Origin of the sequence: Hymenobacter cyanobacteriorum, assembly GCF_022631375.1 — a bacterium.
GTDB lineage: Bacteria > Bacteroidota > Bacteroidia > Cytophagales > Hymenobacteraceae > Hymenobacter > Hymenobacter cyanobacteriorum.
In genome coordinates this window covers 400,304-416,096 of the sequence record NZ_JALBGC010000004.1, presented here as the reverse complement: position 1 = coordinate 416,096, position 15,793 = coordinate 400,304, and the positions used below count along the sequence as shown (strand labels likewise).

The 15,793-nt window shown below is 58.8% G+C and carries 17 protein-coding genes; 5 read left to right on the top strand and 12 right to left on the bottom strand.

The annotated features are described in order from the left end of the window. Nucleotides 1-17 precede the first annotated feature (17 nt). Entirely contained in the window at nt 18-1,154 is a 1,137-nt protein-coding gene (gene bshA, locus MON38_RS16060; RefSeq protein ID WP_241937162.1) for an N-acetyl-alpha-D-glucosaminyl L-malate synthase BshA, read from the top strand. A gap of 130 nt (nt 1,155-1,284) precedes the next feature. Here the strand turns inward: bshA and MON38_RS16055 are convergent, their stop codons facing one another. Further along, nucleotides 1,285-1,821: a DUF7935 family protein gene (locus MON38_RS16055; RefSeq protein WP_241937161.1), complete on the bottom strand. Its 537-nt coding sequence runs from the start codon at nt 1,819-1,821 to the stop codon at nt 1,285-1,287. Between the two features lie 255 nt (nt 1,822-2,076). Here MON38_RS16055 and MON38_RS16050 point away from each other — a divergent pair, with 255 nt between their 5' ends. The 3 genes from MON38_RS16050 to MON38_RS16040 all read left to right on the top strand — a co-directional run bounded on the left by MON38_RS16050 (nt 2,077) and on the right by MON38_RS16040 (nt 5,128). Beyond that, entirely contained in the window at nt 2,077-2,424 is a 348-nt protein-coding gene (locus MON38_RS16050; RefSeq protein ID WP_168675019.1) for a HesB/IscA family protein, read from the top strand. Between the two features lie 175 nt (nt 2,425-2,599). Next, nucleotides 2,600-4,795, top strand: coding sequence for a penicillin acylase family protein (locus MON38_RS16045; RefSeq protein WP_241937160.1), 2,196 nt, complete (start codon nt 2,600-2,602; stop codon nt 4,793-4,795). 144 nt (nt 4,796-4,939) lie between these two features. Then, the gene (locus tag MON38_RS16040) at nt 4,940-5,128 is read left to right on the top strand and encodes a hypothetical protein (RefSeq protein ID WP_241937159.1); all 189 of its coding nucleotides are present in this window, start codon (nt 4,940-4,942) and stop codon (nt 5,126-5,128) included. A 71-nt stretch (nt 5,129-5,199) separates the two neighbouring features. Here the strand turns inward: MON38_RS16040 and MON38_RS16035 are convergent, their stop codons facing one another. The 9 genes from MON38_RS16035 to MON38_RS15995 form a co-directional block, all read right to left on the bottom strand. Then, nucleotides 5,200-5,706, bottom strand: a complete 507-nt coding sequence (locus MON38_RS16035; RefSeq protein WP_241937158.1) for a cupin domain-containing protein — start codon at nt 5,704-5,706, stop codon at nt 5,200-5,202. 121 nt (nt 5,707-5,827) lie between these two features. Then, nucleotides 5,828-6,712, bottom strand: coding sequence for a ChaN family lipoprotein (locus MON38_RS16030; RefSeq protein ID WP_241937157.1), 885 nt, complete (start codon nt 6,710-6,712; stop codon nt 5,828-5,830). 80 nt (nt 6,713-6,792) lie between these two features. Then, nucleotides 6,793-7,269 carry a hypothetical protein gene (locus MON38_RS16025; protein ID WP_241937156.1) on the bottom strand — a complete coding sequence of 159 codons (477 nt, stop codon included), beginning with the start codon at nt 7,267-7,269 and terminating at the stop codon, nt 6,793-6,795. A gap of 18 nt (nt 7,270-7,287) precedes the next feature. Then, nucleotides 7,288-8,682, bottom strand: a complete 1,395-nt coding sequence (locus tag MON38_RS16020; RefSeq protein WP_241937155.1) for an ABC transporter permease — start codon at nt 8,680-8,682, stop codon at nt 7,288-7,290. 125 nt (nt 8,683-8,807) lie between these two features. After that, complete coding sequence (locus MON38_RS16015; protein ID WP_241937154.1) at nt 8,808-9,746, bottom strand: ABC transporter ATP-binding protein; 939 nt, start codon at nt 9,744-9,746, stop codon at nt 8,808-8,810. Between the two features lie 150 nt (nt 9,747-9,896). After that, complete coding sequence (locus MON38_RS16010) at nt 9,897-10,463, bottom strand: hypothetical protein (RefSeq protein ID WP_241937153.1); 567 nt, start codon at nt 10,461-10,463, stop codon at nt 9,897-9,899. A gap of 71 nt (nt 10,464-10,534) precedes the next feature. Then, a complete protein-coding gene (locus MON38_RS16005) occupies nt 10,535-11,044 on the bottom strand; it encodes an RNA polymerase sigma factor (RefSeq protein WP_241937152.1) in 510 nt (169 codons plus the stop codon). Between the two features lie 240 nt (nt 11,045-11,284). After that, nucleotides 11,285-12,427 (bottom strand): molecular chaperone DnaJ, encoded by a 1,143-nt coding sequence (dnaJ, locus tag MON38_RS16000; RefSeq protein ID WP_241937151.1) that lies wholly within the window; start codon nt 12,425-12,427, stop codon nt 11,285-11,287. 145 nt (nt 12,428-12,572) lie between these two features. Further along, entirely contained in the window at nt 12,573-13,163 is a 591-nt protein-coding gene (locus tag MON38_RS15995; RefSeq protein WP_241937150.1) for a nucleotide exchange factor GrpE, read from the bottom strand. Between the two features lie 137 nt (nt 13,164-13,300). On the opposite strand from MON38_RS15995, the gene MON38_RS15990 reads away from it, so the two are divergent. After that, the gene (locus MON38_RS15990) at nt 13,301-13,873 is read left to right on the top strand and encodes a hypothetical protein (protein WP_241937149.1); all 573 of its coding nucleotides are present in this window, start codon (nt 13,301-13,303) and stop codon (nt 13,871-13,873) included. A gap of 36 nt (nt 13,874-13,909) precedes the next feature. On the opposite strand, the gene obgE is transcribed toward MON38_RS15990, so the two are convergent. Continuing rightward, nucleotides 13,910-14,974, bottom strand: a complete 1,065-nt coding sequence (obgE, locus tag MON38_RS15985) for a GTPase ObgE (RefSeq protein WP_241937148.1) — start codon at nt 14,972-14,974, stop codon at nt 13,910-13,912. Between the two features lie 165 nt (nt 14,975-15,139). Next, nucleotides 15,140-15,763 (bottom strand): adenylate kinase, encoded by a 624-nt coding sequence (locus MON38_RS15980; protein WP_241937147.1) that lies wholly within the window; start codon nt 15,761-15,763, stop codon nt 15,140-15,142. Between the last annotated feature and the right edge of the window lie 30 nt (nt 15,764-15,793).

The window sequence follows — 15,793 nt, the reverse complement described above, 5'->3', positions numbered from 1 at the left end:
CGCAAACGCATTTCCCTATGAACATCGGTATTGTCTGTTATCCCACCTTTGGTGGCTCCGGCGTGGTGGCGACCGAGCTGGGCAAAGCCCTAGCTCAACGCGGCCACCGCGTGCACTTCATCACCTACAGCCAGCCGGTGCGGCTCGACTTCTTCAACGAGAACCTCTTCTACCACGAGGTGTACGTGCCGGCCTACCCGCTGTTCCAGTTTCCGCCCTACGAGCTGGCCCTCACCAGCAAGATGGTCGACATTGTGCAGAACGAGAAGCTCGACGTGCTGCACGTGCACTATGCCATTCCGCACGCCTCGGCGGCCTACATGGCCAAGCAGATTCTGCGCTCGCGCGGCATTCAGATTCCGGTCGTCACCACCCTGCACGGCACCGATATCACGCTAGTCGGCAAGGATTCCAGCTTCGAGCCGGTCGTCACGTTCAGCATCAACCAGAGCGACGGCGTGACCTCCGTGTCAGATGATTTGCGGCGCGAAACCTACCAGTATTTCGCCGTTGAGAAGGACATCACCGTCATCCCCAACTTCATCGACCTACACCGCTTCAAGAAGCAAGAAAAAAGCCATTTCCGGGCCGCCATTGCGCCCGAAGGCGAGAAGCTACTCATTCACACCAGCAACTTCCGCACCGTGAAGCGGGTGGAAGACGTGCTCCGAATTTTTGTGGGCGTGCGCGAAAAAATTCCAGCCAAGCTGCTGCTTGTGGGCGATGGTCCCGACCGCAACCGCATGGAAAAGCTGGCCCGCGACCTCGACGTGCACCGCGACTTACGCTTTCTGGGCAAGCTCGAAGCCGTGGAGGAAGTCCTCAGCGTGGGCGACCTGTTCCTGATGCCCTCCGAAAATGAGAGTTTCGGCCTCGCCGCGCTCGAAGCCATGGCCTGCGAAGTGCCCGTGGTGAGCACCAACGCCGGCGGCATCCCCGAACTGAACGTGCACGGCGTAACCGGCATGCTCAGCGAAATCGGCGACGTGGCCGACATGGTAAAAAATGCCCTCTACGTGCTCGATGATGCGAACCTGCCGCGCTTCAAAGCCGCCGCCCTGGCCCGGGCGCAGGAGTTTGCAGTGGAAAACATTGTGCCGCGCTATGAGGAGTGTTACCGCCAAGCGATGGAAGCGGTAGCAGCGGCAGTATAGAGTTGATTATCCTAAAAAAAACGTCATGCTGAGCTTGTCGAAGCATCTTTACTGCCAGACTAAATCAAATTAGTTGCGCGGTAGAGATGCTTCGACAAGCTCAGCATGACGTTCTTTTTTTTCAAGAATTCTAAAACAGCCCGGCCGCCTCGTTTTTCACCACCGCAAGTGCCTGTGCGGTGGGCTCGGCTCCGTCCATCATCAGGCCTTCGAGGATGCGCTTGGCCAACTCGGTACCACGGGCCTGAGCCGGGTTCTGGATGCCGTGAAAGGCGCGGTTCACCATCGTAAGGACGTTTTCCTTGGCTTCCTTCACCAGCGTCCAGGCATCGGCCGAGAGGTAGAGCTGCTGCGAAAGGTTGTGCTCGTACTCGGCCCGGATTTCCTGCTGCAGCAGCCGGTGAAACTCGGGCGCGGTGGAGCCAGCGCTGCTCAGGCGCACCAGAATGTTGTTGGGCGAGATGCGCTCCAGAAACAGCACGATGCGCTCGTAGGCCTGCAGGCGCAGCGGCAGCGTGGTTTTGTTGCTTTCGAGGCGCAGCTCAATTAGGCGGCGCTGCTGCTCCCGCTCCAGAAACTCTTTGAACAGGAAATAAATGGCTCCGGCTACAATGAGAGCAGGCAGAATAATCTTGAGCAGGTCGTAGAAATAGGTGGTTGATTCCATGAATTAAGCGCGTTTTTTGAATGGTCATGCCGAGCGTAGCCGAGGCATCTCGCATGCCGAAGTAATGGATGCCGTTGCAACGATTCGGGCGAGATGCCTCGGCTACGCTCGGCATGACGTTCTTTTGTTAAGCAAGCCTCGTTAGTCGCTGGCGTTGCGCAAAACTACGCCGTGAACCGCCGGGCCCCAACCGCTGTTTACGCCCCGATACCGCCGTATCTTTGTTATCCACTTCCCGCTAAATCAACTTTCATTATGGCTGCTGTTGCCACCCTCGCCCCCATTACCCTCACCGACCGCGCCGTAGTGGAGGTGAAAAACATCATCCAGGAGAAGAACGTGCCCGCCGATTATGGCCTCCGCATCGGCGTGCAGGGCGGCGGCTGCTCGGGCATGAGTTACCTGCTGGGCTTCGACAAAGCCAAGGATGCCGACGAAACCTACGACCTCGACGGCCTCAAACTCATCATGGATAAAAAGCACGCCATGTATGTGCTGGGCATGGAAGTCGACTTCCAGGATGGCCTCAACGCCCGCGGTTTCGTTTTCAACAACCCCCAGGCCAAGAGCACCTGCGGCTGCGGCTCGTCGTTCTCGGCGTAAGCACTGCTCATCCTGAGCGGAGCGAAGGACCTTAGTACGATTGAACGACTATTGCGCAGACGTAATAAGGTCCTTCGCTCCGCTCAGGATGACAGTATAAAAATAAAGCCCTGGCCCACTGGCCGGGGCTTTTTCGTTTACTTTCGCGCCCAACGTTCCACCAACTCCCGGCCCGATGCGTCTGCTTCTCTCGCTGCTCCTGATTCTCACTGGCTCCGCGGCCCAAGCGCAGAAATTCACTCCGGCAGAAGTGGCGCGGTGGCAGCAACAAGCGAAGCAGGTGAGCATCACGCGCGATACCTACGGCGTGCCGCACATCTACGGCAAGACCGATGCGGACGCCGTTTTTGGCCTGCTCTACACCCAATGCGAGGACGATTTCGACCGCGTCGAAACCAACTACCTCGACGCCATTGGCCGATTGGCCGAAGTCGAAGGCGAAGCCCAGCTCTACCACGACCTGCGCGCCCGCTTGTTTCTGGACAGCACCCAGGCCATCAACATCTACAAAAAAAGCCCGGCCGAGATGAAGCTGCTGCTCGATGCCTTCGCGGCCGGCACCAACTACTACCTCGCCACGCACCCCACCGTGAAGCCCCGGCTGCTGCGCCGCTTTCAGCCCTGGATGCCGCTGATGTTCAGCGAAGGCAGCATTGGCGGCAACATCAGCGTGGTGTCGCTGGGTCGCATCAAGGATTTTTACGGCGCGCAGAAATCGAGTTCGTGGATTGACACCGACTTCGGCCGCACCGACCGCGAGCCGGTGGGCTCCAACGGCTTCGCCATTGCCCCGAGCAAAAGCGCCAGCGGCCACGCCCTACTGCTCATCAACCCCCACACCTCGTTTTATTTCCGTTCTGAAGTACAGATGGTGAGCCAGCAGGGCCTGAACGCCTATGGGGCTGTCACGTGGGGCCAGTTCTTTATTTATCAGGGCTTTAATGAACACTGCGGCTGGATGCACACGTCCAGCCAGGCCGACTCAATGGATGAGTACCTCGAAACTGTAGAGGAAAAGGGCGGCAATTACTTCTATAAATACGACGGCAAGCTGCGGGCCGTGACGGCGCAGAAGGTAACGCTGCCCTACAAATCGGGCGATAAAATGCTGCGCAAAACCTTCACCATCTACCGCACCCACCACGGCCCCATTGTGGGGCAGAAGTCGGCCGGACAGTGGGTGGCGGTACGCATGATGAACGCGCCACTGGCCGCCCTGCAGCAGTCGTACCAGCGCACCAAGGCTACCGACTACGCCAGCTTCCAGCAAGTGATGAAGCTGAACGGCAATGCTTCGAACAACACCGTTTTCGCCGATACTAAGGGCATTATCGCTTATTGGCACGGCAACTTTATGCCGAAGCGAGACCCCAAATTCGATTGGAGCCAGCCAGTGGACGGCAGCACCTCGGCGACCGAATGGCAGGGCTTCCACCCGGTGAGCGAGCTGGTGCAGGTGCACAATCCGGCCAGCGGCTTTATTCAAAACTGCAACTCCACGCCTTTCACCGTGAGCGGCCCGAGCAGCCCGCAAGCCGCCAAATACCCCAAATACGAAGCACCCGACGCCGAAAACTACCGCGGCCTGAACGCCGTGCGCGTGCTCAGCCGCAAAGCCGTGGTGAGCCTCGACACCCTCATTGCGGCGGCCGACGACCCGCACCTCACCGCGTTCGACGACATGCTGCCGCCACTGCTGGCCGCCTACCAACCCACCTCGGCCGAAAAAGCCGCCGCGCCCGCCGTGGCCGAAGCCATTGTAATGCTCCGCGCCTGGAACCACAACTACGCCCAAACGTCCGTGGCCCAGACGGTGGCTATCTACTGGGCCGAGCGGCTGCTGGCCAAGGCCCGCGCCCGCGTGCCCGAAGCCCAGCCCCAGCTTGATTACATCAGCTTCGTGCGGTTCGCGCTGGCCAATACTTCGCCGACGGAAAAAATGGCTACCCTGGCCGAAACGCTTGACGACCTGACCCGCGACTTTGGCACCTGGAAAACCGCCTGGGGCGAAGTGAACCGCTACCAGCGCCTCACCGGCCGCATCGAGGAGAAATATGACGACCAGCAGCCCAGCCGGCCGGTGGCATTTACCTCTTCGGCCTGGGGCTCGCTGGCGGCATTTGGGGCGCGGGCTTACCCGGGCACTAAAAAGCGCTACGGCAACGTGGGCAACAGCTTCGTGGCGGTGGTGGAGTTCGGGCCGCGCATTGTGGCGCGCTCCGTTGTCACGGGCGGGCAGAGCAGCCGGCCGGGCACGCCGCACTTTACCGACCAGGCCGATTTATACTGCAACGGTCGCTTCAAGGAAGTGCGCTTCTACCCCGAGGATGTAAAGGCCCACGCCGAAAAGACGTATTATCCGGGACAGTAATGGTTTTACACGGATGGCAAAACGGTCATGCAGAGCGTAGCGAAGCATCTTGCCCGCTCAATGCAATTCATTCACCAGTGCAGTAAAGATGCTTCGCTGCACTCTGCATGACGATTCCACTCAAACTCTAAATACCCACCACGCATGGACGTTAAATATCTCTCCGACGACAAAGGCAAAATCACTGGCGTCTTCATTGCCATTGAGGAATGGGAACGGCTGCAAAAGCAGTACAACATCAGCGAAAAAGCCCCGGCTGATTCCGGCGCCAAGCTGCAGCAGTCGCTGGCTGAAGCAATGAAAAAGGTGAAACCCAGCGAAGAAACCGAATAGCCCTCACGGCTCAAAATTCAATAAAAAAAGCCCGGCATGACCGGGCTTTTTTTGCTTTTTATCATCCGCGTTTAGCGCCCGAAGTCGTCCTGCACGCGCACGATGTCGTCTTCGTCCGAAGGTTGGTTGGCGTCGGTGTGCTGCCAGATTTCGGCCAGCACGCCCCAATCCTTCAGGCCCACGAGGCGGTGGCGCTCGCCTTGTTTGAGGATGATGCGCTCGCCCACCTGGTAACTTTTAACTTCGCCCTGCTCGTCGGTGTCGCTGGTAGCCACGCCCACGGGGCCCTGCACCACCTGCCAGATTTCGGCGCGGCGGTGGTGGTACTGCCAGCTCAGGCGCTGGTGTGGGGCCACGAGCAGCACCTTGGGGCTCAGCTTGCCCGAAATGCGCAGGTTGTCAACGGATAATCCGTCAAAATAGGTGTCGGCAAACTGCTGGGCCTGGTCTTCGTCAATTACGAAAAAGCCGCCCCATGGGCGCGTGGGGTCTTCTTTGGCAATTGTGAAGCCTTGCTGCTTCAGTGTTTCAGCTACTTGCTGGAACAGAGTGTGCTTCTGGGAAGTAAGGTCAGACATTAGGGAAGGCAGTGAAGCCAAAAAATAGAATTCGCAGCGATTTGAATGCGCAATTTACGGTTTCTGCCGCCAATCCATTTCAGCAGGTTATTCGCTCCCTGCTGGCTCTTATTGTCCCATTCTAATACGTCTTCGCCGCATCGGTCGGCACCACCACCACGTAATCCGCCACGTTCACCTGCTCCTTCGCTAGCGTCTGGAGCTGCTCCTGCGTTACCACCGAAATGGTTTTCACACGCAGCTTGGGAGCCGCCTGCCGCAGCCAGGCCGCAATGCCGTCGTGGTGGTCGGAGTGGTAGCTGCCGTTGACGTGCAGCAGTGTTTGGCCGGGCTGGCGGTTGGCTGCGATGAAGTGGGCCATGGTGGCGTCCTTCAGCGCCTGGGCCTGGATGATGTTCTGGGCCCCGCCGCCGTGGGCCTGGCTGTCGCCGCCAAACATGACGGCCATGTTTTTGTAGCCGGGCAGGTCGTAGTCCACTTTTAGCGGCAGCGGAGCGAGCAGGGCGCGGTCGGTGGCGGGCAACTTATCGAGAGCGGTGAGGCTGCGCTGGGCCACTACTTTCGCGAAGGGGCGCGGAGCATTGGTGCCGATGACGGGCACGTGGTTTTCGCGGGCGAACTGCAACAGCGGGCGGTAGTCGGTGGCGTAGTTGGGCCACGGGCGGGCCTGGCGCTCGAAGGCGGTATCGGCCAGCGTGCCGGCGGCGTATTGGGCCACCAGCGGCTGCACGTCGCGCTCAAACATCTCCAGGCCCAGCACCAGCTGGCCGGGGTTCTTTAGCTTCAGCAGGTCCTTGGCCACCTGCAGCTCAAGCCAGTGCGTGAGGGCATCGTTGTGCTGCTCGCCGAAAAGCACCACATCGGCCTGAGCCAATTCGGCCAGCATCTGGTCGTAGTCGGCCGGCGCGCCGGCGGCGCTGAAAAGGCGGTAGGCGGGCCGGTCGCCACGTAGGGTAAAGCTGCTGAGCAGCAGGAAGAGGCCGATGAAACGAAGCGAAAAACGCATAGCAACAAGCAGGTTTAAATGCAAAGAACGCGACGCCGGCTTTGGCATCACGTTCTCGCGGGGTGGTTTGTATCGCCGCGCTAGTCCCAGTCGTCGCCGTGCGATTCGTCGCTGTTCGTCCAGTATGGGGTGCAGGTGAAGTTGCCGCCGGTGGTGCCCGGCTTCAGCCGTACCTGACTTACCAGCACGCCATTGGCCAGTACCTCCACCAGCAGCGACGTGTTGGCGGCGGGCTGCACCACCGAGGTACAGGTGACGTTGGTGAAGTAGATAAAAGCCGTCACCTGGTCCTGAAGGCCGAATTTGCCGAGCGAGTACGTCTGGCTCACCGTCGGGCCAAAGCTTTGCGTGAGCACCGGACCCGCACTGGGGTTCAGCACGTTGCGCACCGAGGTCACTTTCATCTCCGCGCCCAGCCCGTCGAGGTGCTCGCCGGTTACGCGCACGGTGATGTCGAACTCGGTGGCTTTGATAATTTCTTCCTTGCTGCATTTCAGGCCCAGCAAAGGCAATGCGAGCAGCAGCAAACCAATGATGAAGCGCAGATGAATTTTCATGCCGCGAAGATAAAAGCGTTAGCCCTTATAAAACATCCACTTGCCCAGCTCCTTGTACGTCACCTTCTTGCCGTACATCAGCACGCCCACGCGGTAGATGCGCGCCGCCACCCATACCGTGCCGACAAAGCCCAGAATGAGCAGGAAGACCGACAGGCCCAGCTGCCACATCGGCACGCCAAACGGCAGGCGAATGACCATGGCAATGGGTGAAGTGAGCGGGAACATCGACATCCAGAAAGCCACCGGCCCGTCGGGGTTGCGCAGAATGACGGACACACCCACGATGTAGCTCAGAATGAGCGGCATCGTGATGGGGAACATGAATTGCTGGGTATCGGTCTGGTCGTCGACGGCCGCGCCCACGGCCCCAAACAGCGCCCCGTAGAGCAGGTAGCCGCCGAGGAAATAGGCAATAAAGCCGAACAAAATGGTACCCAGCGGCAGATTAGCCAATGCCTCAAAAGCTTTAAAGCGGCCTGTCATGACGGGCTGTTGCTTCTGCGCCTCCATGCTTTTGTCGAACCGCTCGCCCGCGCTTTGGGGCTCGTCGTTGTCAGCCGCAGTGGCCGCCGCGCCGGGGGCCGCCGTGCCGGCCGCTACTTCGGTTTTCGGTTTTTCCTTACCCGTTAGCAACGGCAACACCACCGAGCTTACGCCAAACGAGAGCACGCCCCACAGCAGAAACTGGGTGAGGCCCACCGCCGCAATGCCCACAATCTTGCCCATCATCAAGTCAAATGGCTTCACCGACGACAACATCACTTCCATGATGCGGCTCGACTTCTCCTCCCCCACCCCGCGCATAATCTGCACGCCGTAGATGAAAATGAACATGTAAATGGCCAGCGCCAGCGCATACGACACGCCCGACGTAGCCAGCGCGTTGCTATTAGCCTCCTTGCCGGTTTCGTCGAGGCTCACAGCCTGCATATCCACTTTCGAGCGCAGGCGGTCGAGCTGGTCCTGCGTGAGGCCGGACTTCTGCATTTTCAGTTCCGAAAAGGCTTTGTTAAGCGCCGATTCCACGGCCAGCTGCTTTTTCAAGCTGATGTTGCCCTTGCCAAAAAACTGCACGCCGGTGGGCTTCTCCACGTCGAGGCCGGTGGGCAGGTACACCAGGCCGTCGTGCTTGGCTTTCAGGAAGCCTTTTTTGGCTTCGGCCAGCGTGCCGGTGGCCGCTTCGAAGCGCAGCTGCGGGGTGCTGGCGAGGCGGCTGGCCACGTTCAGGCCCGAGTCGTCGCGCACTTCTACCACGTCGGTGGTGTCGTTGTCGGAGCTGGCCACTTTGGCAATGATAAAGCCGAACGCCGCCAGCAGCAGCGGCACGGCCAGCGTGAGCACAATAAAGGCTTTTTTGCGCACGCGGGTGAGGTATTCGCGCTGGGCAATGAGGAAAAATTTGGAAGCCATGTTTTGTTAGCTTTTAGCCAATAGCTGTTAGTTATTAGCCTTTATTTGAAGAGAATAGCGGCAGCCGTATGGCCTGTCCTTTTGCAAGAGCTAACAGCTAATAGCCATCAGCTAATGGCTAATTATCAGGCGGTTTCCTCCACCAGCGTTTCGGGCATGGTTTCGCCCACGCGCCGGATGAAAATCTCGTTGATGCTCGGGATTTTCTCGCGGAAGGATTCCACTTCCACTGCTCCAATCAGGTAGCGCAGCAGGTCGTTGGGCCGCACGCCGTCGTGCAGCTGCACGCGGGCGTAGAAGTGGCCGTTTTCGCGCTCTTTCTGCTCAATTACCTCAAAATCGGGATGCGCCAGAATGAGCTTGCCCCGCCCTTCCACCTCGTAGGTGTTGGTCTTGAATTGGTTTCGAATCAGCTCAATCGGCCCGTCGAGCACCTTGCGCGAGCGGTTGATGAGGGCGATGTTGTCGCACATCTCCTCCACCGATTCCATGCGGTGCGTCGAGAAAATAATGGTGGCCCCTTGCTTGCGCAGCTCCAGAATTTCGTCCTTAATCAGGTTGGCATTAATCGGGTCGAAGCCCGAAAACGGCTCGTCCAGGATAATCAGCTTGGGGTCGTGCAGCACCGTGGCAATGAACTGCACCTTCTGCTGCATGCCCTTGCTCAGGTCTTCCACGTTTTTGCCGGCCCACTCTTTTATCTCGAAACGGTTCAGCCACTGCTTGATGCGGGCCGTGGCATCGGCTTTCGTCAGGCCGCGCAGCTGGGCCAGGTACAGCAGCTGCTCGCCTACTTTCATCTTTTTGTAGAGGCCGCGCTCCTCGGGCAGGTAGCCGATTTGGGCAATGTGGCTTGGGTTCAGCTTCTCGCCGCGAAACCGGATTTCGCCCTCATCAGCCCCCGTAATCTGGGTGATGATGCGGATGAGCGAGGTTTTGCCCGCGCCGTTGGGCCCGAGCAGGCCGAAAATGCTGCCCTCCGGTATTTCCAGGCTCACGCCCGAGAGGGCGACGTGGTTGGCGTAGGCCTTGCGCACGTCGATGGCTTCCAGTATTGGTTTCACAGAAAGAAGGGTTGATTGGCGGGTTAAATGTAGAAGAATGTCGCTAAGCAAATGTATTAAGCGCCACCGTGGTGCGCCAGCGGCCGGGAGCCAGACGGTGACAAACCGGCCTCAAGCGGCGAATAAGCCGGATGAATGGGGCCAGCAGCGTTATCCGGCTCGGCCAGGTTCGTCCTCGTCCAGCTCGCGCAGATTGGCTTCGAAGCGGTCGAGGTGCTGGCCGTAGAGGCGCTGGAGGTACCAGCGGGTGAGGTATATAATGGCTACCTGCACAATGGCCCCCAGCACGACGTAAGCCGCCGCCAGGACGAGGATAAATTTCCAGTGAAACGCGCCCGGATGCGCCAGTTCCTTGCCCACATGAAACGCCCAGAGCATGAGCAGCATGTAGGGCAACGTGGCCAGGGTGAAGCGATAGTAAAACCGCAGCCGCTGGCGCAACCCCGCGCACAACGCCACCAAATGCGCTCGCACCTGAATATCGGGCTGCCCCATGCGGCGCAGTAGCTGCAGTTGCTGGTAATAATTTATCAGCAAAATCGACGACACCAGCAGCATGGAGGCGGCCAGCATCAATTCCATGGCCTTCCCCCAGCTATGCCACGCATAGAAAGGCACTACGACAACGATGCCCAACGTAAAAACCACCTCATACCAGGTATTCCGACGCATTTTCTCAACCAATCCACCGGCATTGTGCGCGAGCATGCTACGCAAAGTGGCAGGGTTTACAGGTGGCGGCGTAGTTTCGGGCTGCTGCCATTGGCGGCGAAGGTCATCGAGTTCCATCAGGCGGCGGGGACTAAAAGGGCGCGGAGTTTTTCCTGCACACGGTGCATTTTCACGCGCACATTGTTTTGGGTGATGCCGAGAATGTCGGCCATTTCTTCATAAGGCCGGTCTTCGAGGTAGAGCAGAATAAAGGCCTTGTCCACTTCCGACAGCCGGCCAATGGCGCGGTAGAGCTGGGCGCGGTCGTCGGCGTCGAAGCCCGTTTCCGGGGCCTGGGCCACGGCCAGCGCCTCGGCATCCAGCTCGGTCGGGGCCGGGCGGCGGGAGCGCTGGCGCAGGTTCGAGATGGCTACGTTCAGCGCAATGCGGTAGAGCCAGGTGCTGAGCTTGGCGTTGGGCTGCGGCACGTAGCGCGGCCACGCCCGCCACAGCTGCAGCACCATTTCCTGGAACAAGTCCTGCCGGTCGTCGGCATCCTGGCAGTACAGCCGGGCCACGCGGCGCAGCAGCGGCTGGTACTCGTGTAGCGCGGCAACAAAATCAGCAGACGGGGTGGCGGAGGCCATGCGGGGTAAGAGTGTTTCGGGGAGTGAATCGCCTGTATGGAATTGTCATTACAGCCACCCGTGAAAATTTCCGCAATAACCACAATCGTCTGTCATGCTGAACGCAGTGAAGCACCTTATCACGTTTGAACGACTGGCTCACGCGTGACAAGGTGCTTCACTGCGTTCAGCATGACAGACGAAAAAAGCCCCGCCTGACCAACGGCCAAACGGGGCTTTTCAAAACTATTCAATATAGAATTACGCGAAGTACTCTTTCACTTTCTCAAAGAAGCCTTTCTCGTTCTTGCCGGGGTGCGGCGTGAAGTTGTCCGAGTCGCGCAGCTTCTCCAGCAGCTCGCGCTCCTGGTTGCTCACGTTTTTGGGCGTCCACACGTTCAGGTGAATGAGCTGGTCGCCGCGGCCGTAGCCGTTCAGGTCTTTGATGCCTTTGCCGCGCAGGCGCAGGATTTTGCCCGGCTGGGTGCCGGGGTCCACCTTGATTTTCACCTTGCCCTCGATGGTGGGCACCTCCAGGCTCGCGCCCAGCGCCGCATCCACGAACGAGATGTACTGCTCGAACATGATGTTGTTGCCGTCGCGCTTCAGGAACTCGTGCGGCTCCTCCTCAATCTGGATGAGCAGGTCGCCGGGTACGCCGCCGCGCTCAGGGAAGTTGCCTTTGCCGTTCATGCTCAGCTGCATGTCGTTGGCCACGCCGGCGGGGATGTTGATGGGAATCACTTCCTCGTGCAGCTGGCGGCCTTCGCCTTTGCACACGTCGCAGGTGCTCACAATGGTTTTGCCTTCGCCGTTGCAGGTGGGGCAGGTGCTGCTGCTCACCATCTGGCCGAGCATGGTGTTCACCACGCGCTTGGTCTGGCCCTGGCCCTGGCAGGTGGGGCAGGTTTTGAGGTCGGTGCCGTTTTTGGCGCCGGTGCCGCTGCACGGCTGGCAGGCCACGTAGCGCTTCACCTTAATTTTCTTCTCGACGCCGTTGGCGATTTCCTCCAAGTCAAGCTTCAGCTTGATGCGCAGGTTCGAGCCCTTCTTCTGGCGCCGGCCGCCGCCTTGGCGTCCGCCCCCAAAGAAGCCTTCGAAGCCCCCGCCCCCGCCGAAAATATCGCCGAACTGCGAGAAGATGTCCTCCATGTTGGGCGAGCCGCCGCCGTTGCCGCCCATGCCCTGGTGGCCGTACCGGTCGTAGCGCGCCCGCTTATCGGCGTTGCTGAGGACTTCGTAAGCCTCGGCGGCTTCCTTGAACTTGTCCTCGGCGGTCGGGTCGTCGGGGTTTTTATCGGGGTGGTACTTGATGGCCATCTTGCGGTAAGCCGACTTGATAACGTCGCCTTCCGCCGTTTTGGTAATGCCTAATACCTCGTAATAATCGCGCTTCGTAGCCATCTGCGTGGTGTTATCCGACCGGTCATGCTGAGCGAAGTCGAAGCATCTCTACCGAGGAAGTAATCAGTTACTCTCGCGGTAGAGATGCTTCGACTTCGCTCAGCATGACCGTCTTTATTTATTGTTCTAAATCCAAACCCTAAAATTACTGCCCCAACACCACTTTGGCGTGGCGAATCACCTTGTCGCCCAAATAGTAGCCTTGCTCCACCACGTCCACGATTTTCCCTTTCAGGTCGTCGCTCGGCGCGGGAATCTGGGTGATGGCCTCGTGCAGTTCGGCATCGAAGTCGCCGCCCTTGGCTTCCATGGCGGTCAAACCCTTTTGCTGCAGGGTTTTGTTCAGCTTGTTCTGAATAATGTCGATGCTTTCGCGCACAGCGTTGGCATCGGTGGTAGCCTGCGTGGCGGCGCGGGCGCGCTCGAAGTCGTCGAGCACGGGCAGCAGGGCCGTCATCAACTCCTGGTTGGCGGTTTTGAACAACTCAATGCGCTCCTTGCTGGTGCGGCGCTTGTAGTTCTCAAACTCGGCGGCGAGGCGCAGGTATTTGTCCTTAAGGTCAGCTAGCTCGGCATCGGTACGGGAGCCATCGGCTTTCGGCGCGGCCGATGCGGAGGCTTCCGAAGCGGCGGCGGTATCGGTGGTTTCGCCGTCGGCATCGGCCATTTCGCCAGCTACGTGGTTGGGGTCAGCGGTCAGGTTGTCGTCCTGGGGCAGGTTTTGCTCGTTAGCCATTTGCGGAAATATTCGTCGGAAGGGGTTTTTCACGGGGTTAGCCGGTTAGTCAAGCTGCGGGCGCAATTCACTTGCCAAAGGGGCGCGGGCTGCCATAGTGGCACCTCGTTACTTTGCGTCTATTTTACTTCAATTTTATGCAAAGCCTCGATTTTGATTCGCTTAATGAAGCTCAAGGGAGCGAGGCTTGGTGCAACACCTTTGCTTATTGGCTGCTGGTTCTAAAAGACCCGCGAAATGTGTATGCGCGAGAAGCTAAAGAAGCTTGTGCTGCAATGTCATTTCAGTTCGACGTTGAGGACCAAGCGCGAGACATAGAAATGCTCATTAGCGATGCTGAATTAATACCGTCTGTATTTATTCCGATTGCACCGGTCACACTGGCATTGCAATGGTCACCTTTTCCCGCAGCAATCAAAGCGCTAGGGCCTCAGCGACACCTTGACACTAAAGCAGGAAAAGTATTAGCGGTTTTCAACCCATCGGCTCAACCAAAACTGGTTGGCCTCAGCCCTGATGAACAACACTTTGCTTTCCTGATTCGACACGTTTGTAAGCGTGCTATCGAATTAAATTCTTTAGTACTATTAGTTGGCTCACCCGGTTGGGATTACGAATCAGAGGATTCCATAGATGGACAGCCGGATTTACAAAATCTAATGCGCGAGTTTGGGTTCGTTTACACCCATAGAAAGCCGGTGGAAGGCTAATCCTACTCACGCAACACCTTCTAAATCGCGTTAGCGCTAAGATGGCCATTCTTCATCGCCCTCCTCTTCACCAAGGCCCTGGCGCTTGGTTGGGGCAGCGTCGCGACGAGTTTCTTCAAGCGCCTTCCAAATCAGGTCCTTCAGCGGCACGATGTTCTTATTCGTGAGGCTGGAAATGAATATGGACGGCACTTCTTCCGGCAGCGTGGCGCGGATTTCAGCCTCCAGCTCCTCGTCAATCATGTCGGACTTTGTGATAGCCAGCAGGCGCTTCTTCTCCAGCAGGTCGGGGTTGAATTGCTCCAGTTCGCCGATTAGCACCTCATATTCGGCGTTGATGTCAGGCGAGTCGCAGCTAATCATGAAGAGCAGCATGGAATTGCGCTCGATGTGGCGCAGGAAGCGGGTGCCTAGGCCCTTGCCCTCGGCCGCGCCCTCGATGATGCCAGGAATGTCGGCCATCACGAAGGATTTGTAGTCGCGGTAGGCCACCACGCCCAAATTGGGCACGAGGGTGGTGAAGGCGTAGTCGGCAATTTTGGGCTTGGCCGCCGATACCACCGACAGCAGCGTGCTCTTGCCCGCGTTGGGAAAGCCCACGAGGCCCACGTCGGCCAGTAGCTTCAGCTCCAGGATGATGATGGCCTCAATGGCCGGCTCGCCGGGCTGCGCGTACTGCGGGGCCTGGTTGATGGAGTTCTTGAAATGGTCGTTGCCCCAACCGCCGCGCCCACCGGGCACGAGGATGAGCCGCTGGCCGTGCTCCGTGATTTCGAGCATCTGGTCGCCGGTGGCAGCATCGCGGGCCACAGTACCGAGGGGCACTTGCAGCACGATGTCCTCGCCCTGGGCGCCGGAACGCAGGTTTTCGCCCCCGCCTTCGCCGTCTTTGGCGAACACGTGCTTCTGGTACTGCAGGTGCAGCAGCGTCCAAAGCTGCGAGTTGCCTTCGAGGATGATGTGGCCGCCGCGGCCGCCGTCGCCGCCATCGGGGCCGCCGTTGGGCAGGCCCTTGGCCCGGAAAAAGTGGTGCGAGCCGGCACCGCCCTTGCCCGAGCGGCAGATGAGTTTGACGTAGTCGATGAAGTTATTGGAGGCCACGGGGTATTGAAATTTTGAGTGTTGAATGTTGAGTGTTGAATGATTGGAGAGTCATCAGTTGAGGAATGGAGTTAAAAAACGAGTTGCCGGAAATGAGCCAAAGGCTCTTTCCCGGCAACTCGTCAGTGTTTATCTCAACACTTAAAACTCAACATTCAACACTTCTTAAGCTTTTACTTCTTTGGTTGCCTCGGCGGGTGCTTCGGGCTTGGCCGCTTGGTGCTGGTCAATCAGGCCACAAATCTGGCCAAAGATGCCGTCAATAGGACCGATGCCGTTGAGGGCGTGGAATTTCTTCTGGGCGGCGTAGTAGCCGGCCACCTGGGCGGTTTCGGTGTTGTACACCGTCACGCGGCGGCGGATTTTGGTTTCGTCCTGGTCGTCGGGGCGGTTGCTGGTTTTGCCGCGCTCCAGCAGGCGTTTCACCAGCTCTTCTTCCTGCACTTCGAGCGCAATCATGCAGCCGATGTGGGTGTTGTGGGCGGCCATGAGTTGGTCGAGGCTTTCGGCCTGAGCCACGGTGCGGGGGAAACCATCGAAGATGAAGCCGCCGGCCTGAGGGTTATTTTCCAGGGCACTGCCAATCATGCCAATGACCACGGCATCGGGCACGAGCAGGCCTTCGTCCATCAGCTTTTTGGCGGTCAGGCCCAGTTCGGTGCCTTCAGCAATCTGGGCGCGCAACAGGTCGCCGGTGCTCAGGTGCACGAGGTTGTAGTGGGCGATGAGTTTCTGGCTCTGGGTTCCTTTGCCGGCGCCGGGGGGGCCGAACAGCACGATATTCAACATGAACGAGGAGAGTTGCGCGGAGGCAGGTGG